A 12,401-nucleotide genomic window follows, 5' to 3' on the forward strand; every position below is an offset into this window, starting at 1 on the left:
AGGCACGGCGTCGCGACGACCCCGCTCCCGCAGCCCTCCGTGGCCGTCAGGCCCTGACCAGCCCGGCGTAGACGTCGAAGTAGTCGGGGAAGGTCTTGCTCACGCAACCGGGATCGAGAATGCGCACGGCCGCCGGCCCGAAGGCGGCGAGCGAGAAGCACATGGCCATGCGATGGTCGTCGTAGGTGCCGATATGCGCATCATGCCACTGCCCCGCCGCCGGCGGCACCACCTCGAGCCAATCCGGCCCCGAACTGACGGTGGCGCCAAGCTTGGCGAGCTCGGTGTGCATGGCGTGGATGCGGTCGGTTTCCTTGACGCGCCAGCTGCCGATATTGCGCAGGCGGCAGGGGCCATCGGCGTAGAGCGCCAGCGCCGCGGCCGTCATGGCGGCGTCGGGGATCAGGTTGAAGTCGGCGTCGAACGCCTTCAGGCGCGCGCCCTGCGCAACTTCCACGCCACTGACCTCGATCCAGTCGGGCCCCTTCTCGACGCGCGCGCCCATGGCGGCCAGCGTGTCGGCAAAGGCCACGTCGCCCTGGATGCTGTCGGCACCGACCCCGGTGACGCGCAACGGCCCGCCGCCAATGGCGCCCAGCGCCAGGAAGTACGACGCCGTGGAGGCATCGCCCTCCACCGCGATCTTGCCCGGGCTACGGTAGCGGCTGGCGGCCGGCACCGTGAACCGTTGCCAGCCATCGCGCTCCACCTGCACGCCGTAGCGCGCCATCAGGTTCAGCGTGATCTCGATGTACGGCTTGGAGATCAGTTCGCCCACCACCTCGATCACCACCGGCTGGCCGCTGGCGGCGCAGTGGATCGGCGCGGCCAGCAGCAGCGCGGTGAGGAACTGGCTCGACACCGAGCCCTGCACACGCACGGGGGCGTCGGTCGCGATGGCGCCCTGCCCGATCCGCAGCGGCGGATAACCGGGCTGGCCCAGGTAATCGATGCGGGCGCCCCACCCGCGCAGCGCGTCGGCCAGATCGCCGATCGGCCGCTCGTGCATGCGCGGCACGCCCGAGAGCGTGTAATCGCCGCCCATGAGCGCGAGCGCCGCGCACAACGGCCGGAACGCGGTACCGGCGTTACCCAGGAACAGTTCGGCCTGCTGCACGGGAAAGCGCGTCACGCCCTCGACCGCCACATGCCCCGTACCCAGGGTCTCGACCGTCACGCCCAATTGACGCAGCGCGGCCAGCATCACGCGCGTATCGTCGGAATCGAGCAGCCCGGTGATCTCGGTGCGGCCCTCGGCCAGCGCGGCCAGCAGCAGCACGCGATTGGAAATGCTTTTGGATCCGGGCAGCGCCACCACGCCCTGCGCGTGACGGACCCGCGGCAGATCGAGATAAGCCTGGGCGTTCATTCAGTGAGACTCCTTGCGCCAGCCGCGGCGCGCATCGGCGGCCTCGGCGAGCAGGTCGTGCATGGCGTCGCCATCGCGCGCGCGCAGCGCGGCCTCGGCGGCGTCGAGCACCGCACGCACATCGGCCAGCTCCGCGAGCATGGCGTCGCGATTGGAAAGAAAGATATCCCGCCACATTTCGGGCGAGCCCGCGGCGATGCGGGTGAAGTCGCGAAAGCCCGAGCCGGCCAGCGCCAGCCGCGTGGCGGCGTCGTCGGCGCGCGCCACCTGCGTCATGTACACCGACGACAGAAAGTGCGGCATGTGGCTGATCGAGGCCAGCACGCGATCGTGCACGACCGCGTCCATGTCGAGCACGCGGGCGCCGCAGGCCTGCCAGCTGGCGCGGACCCGTTCGAGGGCCGCCGCGCCGTTCTCGGGCAAGGGGGTCAGGATCACGTCGCGCTGCTGATACAGGCGGGCGTCGGCCGCCTCGGGTCCGGTGCGCTCGGCCCCCGCGATGGGGTGGCCGGGCACGAACTGGCCGATGCGATCGCCCAGCGCCGCGCGGGCGGCATCGATCACTTCGGCCTTGGTACTGCCGCCATCGGTGAGCACCGTGTCGGCCCGCAGATGCTCGCGCATCTGCGACAGCACGGCACCCAGGCCGCCTACCGGCGTGGCCAGCATGATGAGATCGGCCTGGGCGGCCGCCTCCGCCGGCGTGGCGACGGCATCGATGAGACCCAGCTCGCGGGCGCGCTCGAGCGACTGCGGATTGCGCCCCACCCCCAGCACGCGGCCGACGTGGCCGGCCTGGCGCAGCGCGGCGGCATACGAGCCGCCGATCAAGCCGACACCGACCACCGCCAGCACGCCGATCGCGGGCGCCTGCGCGCCGCCGGGCTTGGCGGTGAGACTCATGCCGACAGAATCTCGGTCAGGGCGTCGATGAAGCGGGCGTTCTCGGCCGGCAGACCCACCGTGACGCGCAGCCACTCGGGCAGGTCATCGCCCGCCACCGGACGCACGATCACGCCGCGCTTGAGCAGCGCGAGGTTGACGCCCGGCGCGTCGCCGACATGCACCAGCACGAAGTTGCCATAGCCGGGCACGTAGCGCAGCGACAGCGCCTCGAACGCGCGGTAAAGCTGTTCCTTGCCGGCCTTGTTGGCTTCGTAGGCACGCTGCAGATACTCGGCATCGGCCAGCGCGGCGATCGCGGCGGCCTGCGCCAGCGTATTCACGTTGAAGGGCTGACGCACGCGATTGAGCAGATCGGTCAGGGCCGGCTGCGCCACCGAGAAACCGACGCGCAGGCCTGCCAGGCCGTAGGCCTTGGAGAAGGTGCGCGAGACGATCAGGTTGGGGTGCCGGCGCACCAGCGCCGTGCTGTCGAAACGCAGTTCGGGATCGAGATATTCGTTGTACGCCTCGTCGAGCACGACCGTCACACGGGTGCCGTGGGCCTGCTCCACGCGCTCGAGGAAGCGCGCGATCTCGTCGCCGGGCACGAAGGTGCCGGTGGGATTGTTGGGGTTTGCAATGAACACCACGCGCGTATCGGCCTCGATGGCGTCGAACATCGCGTCGAGGTCATGGCCGTAGTCGCGCGCCGGCACGACGATGTGACGGGCGCCGCGGGCCTGGGTGGCCAGGCGGTACACCGCGAACGAATGTCGCGCGTACACCGCCGAGGTGCCCGGCTCGAGCAGCGCGAGCGCCACGATCTCGAGAATGTCGTTGGAGCCGTTGCCCAGCGTCAGCCAGTTGGCCGGCACGCCATAGCGCTCGGCGAGCGCCGCCTTCAGGTCGAAGCCATTGGGATCGGGGTAGCGGGCCAGCGACGCGGCCGCGGCCAGCATCGCCTGGCGCGCCGACTCCGGCATGCCCAGGGGGTTTTCGTTGGAGGCCAGCTTCACGATGCCGGCCGGATCCAGCCCGAACTCACGAGCCAGCTCCTCGATGGGCTTGCCGGCCTGGTACGGGGCGATAGCGCCGACGTGGGCGGGCGCGACGAGAGTTTTTTGTGCGGTCATGGTGACGAACGAGGGGCGAAACGTTGAACGGACGGCAGCGGGACGGGTTGCAGCGGAAAGAAAACCTGTGCGCGGAGAAAGCAGGACAGCGGCGGGCAGGCGTCCTGCCCGCGCGCCGATCACTGTGCCGGGTAGGATCCCAGAATCTTCAGGAAAGCGGCCTGTGCCTGCAATTCGGTCAGGGCGGCCACCACCTGCGGATCGCGCTGGTGACCCAGCACGTCGACATAGAAGTAATACTCCCACTGACCCGTGCGTGCCGGACGCGATTCGAAGCGGGTCATGGAGACGCCGTTGGCCGCCAGCGGCTTGAGCATCTCGTAGACGGCGCCGGCGCGATGCGGCACGGCCAGGATGAGGCTGGTCTTGTCCTTGCCGCTGGAGAGCGGCTCGATGTGGCCGATGGCCAGGAAGCGCGTGCGGTTATACGGGTCGTCCTGGATGCCGGCCTCGACCACGCGCAGCTTCCAGGCCGGCGCCGCGACCTCGCCCGCGATCGCCGCGACCGCCGGGTTTTCGGAGGCCACGCGCGCGGCTTCGGAATTGCTCGCGGCGGCGACGCGCTCCAGATTCGGGTAGTGGCGAGTGAGCCAGCCCTGGCACTGGGCCAGCGCCTGCGGATGCGCCGAGATGGTCGTGATGCCGTCCATCGTGCCCGATTGCGTCATCAGGCAATGGCGGATCAGCAGCGAGCGCTCGCCCATGATCTTGAGCGGCGTGTTCAGCAGCAGGTCCATGCTGCGATTGACGGCGCCTTCGGTCGAATTCTCGACCGGCACCATGCCCACGTCGGCCTGGCCCCCTTCGATCGCGCGGAACACGTCATCGAACGAGGCGCACGGCAAGCCCTGCACGGAATGGCCGAACTGCTCGAAGGCCGCCTGCTCGGAAAACGAGCCCTGCGGGCCCAGATAGGCGACGGTCATGCCACGCTCCAGGCCACGGCAGGCCGACATGATTTCGGTCCAGACGGAGGCCACCGCGGCGTTGGGAAACGGCCCCGGATTGCGGGCCTGCAGACCGCGGATCACCTCGGCCTCGCGCTCGGGGCGCAACACCGGGCCATCGGCCTGGGCCGCATGCTTGACCACGCCCACTTCCTGCGCGGTCAGGGCACGCTGCGACAGCAGTTCGAGAATCTGTGCATCGATCGCATCGATGCGCGCGCGCAGCGGCGCGAGCTGGGCCTGCAGCGACTCATCCATGGCGGCGCTCGAATTCCTTGAGGTACTCGACCAGCGCCTGCACGCCGGCCAGCGGCATGGCGTTGTAGATCGAGGCGCGCATGCCGCCCACGCTCTTGTGGCCCTTGAGCTGAGTGAGGCCGGCCGCGTCCGCGCCCTGCAGGAAGGCGTCGTTGAGCGATTCGTCGCGCAGCACGAACGGCACGTTCATGCGCGAGCGCACCGGCGCATGCACGGGGTTGCGATAGAAGCCGCTGCTGTCGAGGAAACCGTAAAGCAGGTCGGCCTTGGCACGATTGGCGGCTTCCATGCCGGCCACGCCGCCATTGGCCTTGACCCACTTGTAGACCAGGCCCGCCACATAGATGGCGAACGTGGGCGGCGTGTTGTAGCGCGAATGCTCGGCGGCCACGTTGGCGTAGTCGAAGGCCGACGGGCAGATGGGCAGCGCCTTGCCGATGAGGTCACGGCGCGCGATGACGACCGTCACGCCGGCGGGGCCTGCGTTTTTCTGGGCACCGGCGAACACCAGGCCGGCGCGCTGCACGTCGAGCGGACGCGACAGGAAGTGCGAGGACGCGTCCACCACCAGCGGCACGTCGGGCGCGCCGAGCGCGGCCGTATCGGGCCACTCGGTGAACTCGACGCCACCGATGGTTTCGTTGCTGCACAGGTGCAGGTAGGCCGCTTCGGGACGAACCTGCCAGCTTTCGACCGGCGGCACCCACGAGAACGGCGCCTGCTCGACACCGTCGAGCCTGGCGGCCACGCCGCTGCTGGCGGCGATGCGCGCATCGCCGTAGCGCCCGGCTTCCTTGTGCGAACGGGTCGACCAGTGGCCGGTGACCACGAAGTCGGCCGCGGCGGCGCCGCGGCGGCCGATCAGGTTCATCGGCACGATCGCGTTTTCGCCCAGACCGCCGCCCTGCATGAACATCACGGCATAGTCGGCCGACACGCCGAGCAGTTCACGCAGATCCGCTTCGGCTTCGTCGCAGATCTGCACGAAGTGGCGCCCCCGGTGACTCATCTCCATCACTGACATGCCACTGCCATGCCAGTCCAGCATCTCGGCAGCGGCCTGCTGCAAGACGGTCTCCGGCAATACCGAAGGACCGGCCGAGAAATTCCAGGGGCGGGCCATTTTTACTCCGTAGGTTCTGTCGTGTCGGTTGCGGCATCGGGCTTGGCATCGCCCTCGCCATTGTCATCGGCGGCCGCGTCGGCGCCGTCGGCATCGTCTTCGGCGCCTTCGTCGGCGTCGCTTTCGACCACGCGGCGCACGCCCGAGAGCGAGCTGCCATCATCGACGCTGATGAGCGTGACGCCTTGCGTGGCGCGGCCCATTTCGCGAATCTCGCCCACGCGGGTACGCACCAGCACGCCGCCCGTCGTGATCAGCATGATCTCGTCGGTCGGGGTGACGAGCACGGCGCCCACCACCTTGCCATTACGCGAGCTGGTCTGGATGGCGATCATGCCCTTCGTGCCGCGGCCGTGGCGCGTGTACTCGACGATCGAGGTGCGCTTGCCGTAGCCGTTTTCGGTGGCGGTCAGCACGCTCTGGCTTTCGTCGCCGGCCACGAGCAGCGAAATCACGGTCTGGCTGTCTTCGAGCATCATGCCGCGCACGCCGCGGGCGTTGCGGCCCATCGGACGCACGTCGTTTTCGTCGAAACGCACGGCCTTGCCTGCGTCGGAGAACAGCATGACGTCGTGCTTGCCGTCGGTCAGGTCGGCGCCGATCAGGTAGTCGCCATCATCGAGGTCGACCGCGATGATGCCGGCCTTGCGCGGATTGGAGAAGTCGGACAGCGGGGTCTTCTTGACCGTGCCGCGCGAGGTCGCCATGAACACGAAGTGATCTTCGCTGAATTCCTTGACCGGCAGCACCACGGTGATCTTCTCGCCGTCGGCCAGCGGGAACATGTTGACGATGGGCTTGCCACGCGAATTGCGCGTGCCTTGCGGCACTTCCCAGACCTTGAGCCAGTACACGCGGCCGCGGTTCGAGAAGCACAGCAGATAGTCGTGCGTATTGGCGATGAAGAGCTGGTCGACCCAGTCGTTTTCCTTGGTGGCGGTGGCCTGCTTGCCACGTCCGCCGCGCTTCTGCGAACGGTACTCGGACAAGGGCTGGCTCTTGATGTAGCCGCCGTGCGAGAGCGTCACCACCATGTCCATGGGGGTGATCAGGTCTTCGGTGTCGAGTTCGGTCGCGTTGACTTCGATGTCGGAGCGACGCGAATCCTTGGCCGAGGTGGAGAACTCCGCCTTGATGGCCTGCAGCTCTTCGCTGATGATCGACGAGATGCGCTCCGGCTTGGCCAGGATGTCGAGCAGATCGGCGATGGTGGCCATCACGTCCTTGTACTCGCCAATGATCTTGTCCTGCTCCAGCCCGGTGAGGCGTTGCAGGCGCATGTTCAGGATTTCCTGGGCCTGGGTGTCGCTCAGGCGGTACATGCCGTCGCCCTGCAGACCGAATTCGGCCGCCAGGTCGTCGGGACGGAACGCCGCGCGGCCACCGGCCGCATCGCCATCCACGCGCGACAGCATCTCGCGCACCAGCGACGAATCCCAGGTGCGGGCCATCAGTTCCTGGCGCGCCACCGGCGGGGTCGGCGCGGCCTTGATGATCGCGATGAAGTCGTCGATGTTGGCCAGTGCCACGGCCAGGCCTTCGAGCACATGACCGCGCTCGCGCGCCTTGCGCAGCTGGAATACCGTGCGACGCGTCACCACTTCGCGGCGATGCTGCAGGAAGTATTCGATCATCTGCTTCAGGTTGAGCAGACGCGGCTGACCGTCGACCAGCGCGACCAGGTTCATCCCGAAGGTGTCCTGGAGCTGGGTGTTTTTGTAGAGGTTGTTGAGCACGACCTCGGGCACTTCACCGCGCTTGAGCTCGATCACGAGACGCATGCCGTCCTTGTCGGACTCGTCACGGATGTCGGAGATGCCTTCGATCTTCTTGTCGTTGACCAGCTCGGCGATGCGCTCCTGCAGGGTCTTCTTGTTGACCTGATAGGGAATCGCGTCGACCACGATGGCCTGACGGTTGCCCTTTTCGAGGTCTTCGAAGTGGGTCTTGGCGCGCATGATGACGCGGCCGCGGCCCGTGCGGTAACCCTCGCGCACACCGGAGATGCCATAGATGACGCCACCGGTGGGGAAATCAGGGGCCGGAATCAGCTCGATCAGTTCGTCGATCGTGCAGCCGGGGTTGCGCAGGCAATACAGGCAGCCGTCGACGACTTCCTGGAGATTGTGCGGCGGAATATTGGTGGCCATGCCCACCGCGATACCCGAGCTGCCGTTGACGAGCAGGTTGGGCAGACGCGACGGGAGCAGGAGCGGCTCTTGCTCGCTGCCGTCGTAGTTGGGACCGAAGTCGACCGTTTCCTGGTCGATGTCGGCCAGCAGCTCGTGCGCGATCTTGGCCAGGCGGATTTCGGTGTAACGCATCGCCGCGGCGTTGTCGCCGTCGATGGAGCCGAAGTTGCCCTGGCCGTCGACGAGCATGTAGCGCATGGAGAAATCCTGCGCCATGCGGACGATGGTGTCGTAAACGGACTGGTCGCCGTGGGGATGGTACTTACCGATCACATCGCCGACGATACGAGCCGACTTCTTGTACGCGCGGTTCCAGTCGTTGTTGAGTTCGTGCATCGCGTACAACACGCGCCGGTGCACGGGCTTGAGGCCGTCTCGCACATCCGGTAGCGCCCGACCCACGATCACGCTCATTGCGTAATCGAGGTAACTGCGGCGCATCTCTTCTTCCAGCGATACCGGAAGCGTCTCCTTGGCAAAGGAATCCATATATATAACGACTGAATCGTGTTTAAGAAGGAACCCAGGCCGGGTAAACGCGAAATTCTATCATCCGAACGTCGTAGGCACCCCGGGGGCGCCTCAAGGAGGCCCCGGAGTCGGCGGACGAGATGCCGCCATCGGCTTGCATTGCGCCGCTTCTCGGCCTGTTGCCAAAAACCAACATGAAGAACGCGCCGACCCGCTAAATGGTCATATCCTGAGCCAATGGGGGGCACCAAGGAAGCCAAAGGTCCCCAAATGCCTTAAGATTGTTTCCAGCACGCAGGAGACCCAGTGGCGATCCTTTGAACCTGTTCTTAGCGTTGCTATACTGGCCCCGTTTTCCTGATATGCGGCGGGGGTTCGCTGCGAGTCACTTATCCAGCTTCAAGCTCAACGAGGAGAAACATGAACAAACCCTCCAAATTCGCTCTGGCGCTCGCCTTCGCCGCCGTTACGGCCTCTGGTGTAGCCTCGGCCCAGTCCTACCCGCAGACGGTGGACAACTGGCGTAATGCGTTCGGCGACGTGTGGAAGAACGGCACGAACGAACTGTGCTGGCGCGATGCGTTCTGGACCCCGGCCACCGGTATCCCCGGTTGCGACGGCGTGCCGGTCGCTCAACAAAAAGACAAGCCGGCTCCGATGGCTGCCAAGGTCGTCTTCAACGCTGACACGTTCTTCGACTTCGACAAGTCGGTTCTGAAGCCCGAAGGCCGTCAACTGCTGGATCAAGTGGCCCAGCAAGCTGGCACCATCGATCTGGAAACCATCATCGCCGTCGGCCACACCGACTCGATCGGTACCGAGGCTTACAACCAGAAGCTGTCCGAGCGCCGTGCCGCTTCGGTCAAGGCCTACCTGGTCAGCAAGGGCATCGACCCCAACCGTGTCTACACGGAAGGCAAGGGCGAGCTGCAACCGATCGCCACGAACAAGACGGCCGAAGGCCGTGCGCGCAACCGTCGCGTGGAAATCGAAATCGTCGGCAGCCGTCGCAAGTAATTGCTTCGTCAGTCGTACTGAAAAAGGCCTCGCTCATGCGAGGCCTTTTTTTATGCCCGTCTCGAGCGACTCGGCGGCCGGATGCGGCCATACCCCCCTGATTTTTCAGGCACAATCTAGGCTGAGGGCGGCCCAGACCTGCCCGCCGCTGCTCGCGATCCTGACGCAGGATCCGCCAGCGCTCCCTTTTCGTTTGCGCACGCATCCGGCCTCGCGCGCGCCACAGCCAGCCACGCCCATGACCGTAGATACCCCTACCCCCTCCCGCCCCGTCAACGCCGACCAAGCCGAACTCGACAAGTTCGCCGCCCTGGCCTCGCGCTGGTGGGATCCGGAAAGCGAGTTCAAGCCGCTGCACGCCATCAACCCGTTGCGCCTGGAATGGATCCAGGAAGTGGCGGGCCCGCTCACCGGACGCCGGGTGCTGGACGTCGGCTGCGGCGGGGGCATCCTGTCGGAGAGCATGGCGCGCGCCGGCGCCGACGTGACCGGCATCGATCTGGCCGACAAATCGCTCAAGGTGGCGCGGCTGCACGGCCTGGAATCGGGCGTGAAGGTCGAGTACCGCAAGGTGCCGGTCGAAGAGCTTGCCGCCGAGCAGCCCGGTCAGTACGACGTCGTGACCTGCATGGAAATGCTGGAACACGTCCCCGACCCCGCCTCCATCGTGCGCGCCTGCTCGGCGCTGGTGAAACCGGGCGGCTGGGTGTTCTTCTCCACGCTGAACCGCAATCCGAAGTCGTTCCTGTTCGCCATCGTCGGCGCCGAATATGTGCTGCGGCTCTTGCCGCGCGGCACGCACTCGTATGCGCAGTTCATCAAGCCGAGCGAACTGGCCACCTCGGCCCGTCAGGCTCAGCTCGAGCCGGTGGGCATGCGCGGCATGGAATACAACCCCATTACCCAGGTCTACACCCTGAGCGGCGATACCTCGGTCAACTACCTGATGGCGACCCGCAAATGAGCGCGCTGGTTCTGTTTGATTTTGATGGCACCCTGGCCGACACGGCGCCCGACCTGGCGGCGGCCGCCAACCAGCAGCGCGTGCGCCGCGGGCTCGCCCCCCTGCCCTACGAAACGCTGCGGCCGGTGGCCTCGCAGGGCGCGCGCGGATTGTTGCGTGTAGCGCTCGAACTAACGCCCGGCCATCCCGACTACGAACCCACGCGACTGCAGTTTCTGGAGGACTACGCGGCGGGTTCTACGGTGCACAGCCGGCTCTTCCCGGGCATCGCGGCACTGCTCGAAAAGCTGCGCGATCGGGGGCTGTCGTGGGGGATTGTTACCAATAAAGTCACGCACCTCACGTTGCCCATTGTTGCTTACCTGGGCCTGAATGAGCACAGTGCAGTGTTGGTTTGTGGCGACACTACGGCTCATGCGAAGCCGCACCCGCTCCCGCTGCTCCACGCCGCCGAACAGGCCGGTTTCGCACCGGATCGGTGCGTTTATGTGGGCGACGATCTCCGCGACATCCAGTCGGCCCATGCGGCCGGCATGCCCGCCATTGCTGCGGCTTACGGGTATGTCGGTCAGGATGAGGACTGCACGACCTGGCTTGCCGAAGCCACGGTGCATACGCCAGACGCGCTCTGGCCGGCAATCGAATCTTTGCTACCGGACGATCTGCACTGATTCGAGGCCGTTGGCAATGCTGCTTACGGCCTCTTTCAAATGTGTCTCGTATGTGAGACTTTAATACGCAGGATTAAGCATCTTGCTATATCCTGCCACGCAAATATTCTAGTTTTCAGATTATTGCGAGGCTTATCGCCCACGCAGAATCTGCGCTCGGGGCCACTCATTCTTTGACTGGTGCGTCCGATGAAAATCCTGTCGATCTTTGGTACCCGGCCCGAGGCCATCAAAATGATGCCGCTGGTTCGGGCATTGCAACAGGAACGCACCGTCGAGAGCGTCGTGTGTGTCACCGGCCAGCATCGCCAGATGCTGGACCAGGTGCTGCAGCTGTTCGAGATCCAGGCCGATCACGATCTGGATGTGATGGTGCCCAACCAGACGCTCAACGGCCTCTTCGCCCGCATCATGACGCGCGTGGACGCGCTGCTCGAAGAGGTGAAGCCCGACGTCGTGCTCGTGCACGGCGATACGAGCACCGCCACCGCCTGCAGCCTCGCCGCCTTTCATCGCCGCATTCCGATCGGCCACGTCGAGGCCGGTCTGCGCACCGGCGATCTCGCACAACCCTTTCCTGAAGAAATGAACCGCCGCGTCGTGGATGTGGTGGGACAGTGGCTGTTCGCACCCACGCTGACCTCGCGTGCGAACCTGCGCCAGGAGAATCTGCAGGGCCGCATTTACGTGACCGGGAACACCGTGATCGATGCGCTGGACCTGACCTTGACAAAGCTTGACAGTGATCGGGCCCTCAATAATGCGCTATCGACGCGCTATCACTGGCAGAATCCGGACCGCCGACTACTGCTTGTTACGGGGCATCGTCGCGAAAGCTTCGGAGAGGGCTTTCGCAACATCTGCGCCGCCCTCGCCACCCTCGCGAAACGCGATGACCTGGATATCGTCTATCCGGTGCATCTGAATCCGCAGGTGCGCGAGGTCGTGATGGGCACGTTGTCGGGACTGTCGAACGTCCACCTCATCGATCCGCTCGATTACCTCGATTTCGTTTGGTTCATGCGCCGCGCCCACATCATTCTCACCGACTCTGGTGGTGTCCAGGAGGAAGCCCCTCACCTGGGCAAGCCCGTTCTCGTCATGCGCGATGTGACGGAACGGCCGGAGGCCCTGGCCGCCGGCACGGTGGCGCTGGTCGGCACGGAATCCGACCGCATCGTGCGGGCGGTCAATGCACTGCTCGATGATCCCGCGCATTACGAACGCTTCGCCCGGGGCGTCAATCCCTACGGCGACGGCAACGCAAGCGCGCGCATCGTGTCTGCCCTGCTGGGTCGCGCGGTGCAAGAGTTCGATCCCAGCCAGCCTGGCCTGGCCGTCCCTCACTCCTTGGTCGCCTAAAACCCCATC

Annotated in this window: 10 protein-coding genes; 4 read left to right on the forward strand and 6 right to left on the reverse strand. The window is 65.9% G+C overall.

Annotated features, from left to right (window positions below; genetic code table 11):
- Nucleotides 1-46: 46 nt before the first annotated feature.
- The 6 genes from aroA to gyrA all read right to left on the reverse strand — a co-directional run bounded on the left by aroA (nt 47) and on the right by gyrA (nt 8,396).
- The gene (gene aroA / locus CAL25_RS14050; protein WP_094800997.1) at nt 47-1,369 is read right to left on the reverse strand and encodes a 3-phosphoshikimate 1-carboxyvinyltransferase; all 1,323 of its coding nucleotides are present in this window, start codon (nt 1,367-1,369) and stop codon (nt 47-49) included.
- Entirely contained in the window at nt 1,370-2,272 is a 903-nt protein-coding gene (locus CAL25_RS14055; RefSeq protein WP_094800999.1) for a prephenate dehydrogenase, read from the reverse strand. It lies immediately after the preceding gene.
- Complete coding sequence (gene hisC, locus CAL25_RS14060; RefSeq protein ID WP_094801001.1) at nt 2,269-3,387, reverse strand: histidinol-phosphate transaminase; 1,119 nt, start codon at nt 3,385-3,387, stop codon at nt 2,269-2,271. Before hisC ends, CAL25_RS14055 begins: the two co-directional genes overlap by 4 nt.
- A gap of 119 nt (nt 3,388-3,506) precedes the next feature.
- Nucleotides 3,507-4,592 (reverse strand): prephenate dehydratase, encoded by a 1,086-nt coding sequence (gene pheA, locus CAL25_RS14065; protein ID WP_094801003.1) that lies wholly within the window; start codon nt 4,590-4,592, stop codon nt 3,507-3,509.
- Nucleotides 4,585-5,715 carry a 3-phosphoserine/phosphohydroxythreonine transaminase gene (gene serC, locus CAL25_RS14070; protein ID WP_094801005.1) on the reverse strand — a complete coding sequence of 377 codons (1,131 nt, stop codon included), beginning with the start codon at nt 5,713-5,715 and terminating at the stop codon, nt 4,585-4,587. The genes pheA and serC overlap by 8 nt, the downstream gene beginning before the upstream one ends.
- A 2-nt stretch (nt 5,716-5,717) precedes the next feature.
- The gene (gene gyrA / locus CAL25_RS14075) at nt 5,718-8,396 is read right to left on the reverse strand and encodes a DNA gyrase subunit A (RefSeq protein WP_094801007.1); all 2,679 of its coding nucleotides are present in this window, start codon (nt 8,394-8,396) and stop codon (nt 5,718-5,720) included.
- Nucleotides 8,397-8,798: 402 nt separating this feature from the next.
- On the opposite strand from gyrA, the gene ompA reads away from it, so the two are divergent.
- The 4 genes from ompA (at nt 8,799) to wecB (ending at nt 12,392) form a co-directional block, all read left to right on the forward strand.
- Entirely contained in the window at nt 8,799-9,395 is a 597-nt protein-coding gene (ompA, locus tag CAL25_RS14080) for an outer membrane protein OmpA (RefSeq protein ID WP_094801009.1), read from the forward strand.
- A gap of 238 nt (nt 9,396-9,633) precedes the next feature.
- Nucleotides 9,634-10,359, forward strand: coding sequence for a bifunctional 2-polyprenyl-6-hydroxyphenol methylase/3-demethylubiquinol 3-O-methyltransferase UbiG (gene ubiG / locus CAL25_RS14085; protein WP_094801011.1), 726 nt, complete (start codon nt 9,634-9,636; stop codon nt 10,357-10,359).
- Nucleotides 10,356-11,030, forward strand: coding sequence for a phosphoglycolate phosphatase (gene gph, locus CAL25_RS14090; RefSeq protein ID WP_094801012.1), 675 nt, complete (start codon nt 10,356-10,358; stop codon nt 11,028-11,030). The genes ubiG and gph overlap by 4 nt, the downstream gene beginning before the upstream one ends.
- Nucleotides 11,031-11,219: 189 nt before the next feature.
- Complete coding sequence (gene wecB / locus CAL25_RS14095) at nt 11,220-12,392, forward strand: non-hydrolyzing UDP-N-acetylglucosamine 2-epimerase (RefSeq protein WP_094801014.1); 1,173 nt, start codon at nt 11,220-11,222, stop codon at nt 12,390-12,392.
- Nucleotides 12,393-12,401: the final 9 nt, after the last annotated feature.

The sequence above is a fragment of the Bordetella genomosp. 5 genome, from assembly GCF_002261315.1.
Classification (GTDB): Bacteria; Pseudomonadota; Gammaproteobacteria; order Burkholderiales; family Burkholderiaceae_B; genus Bordetella.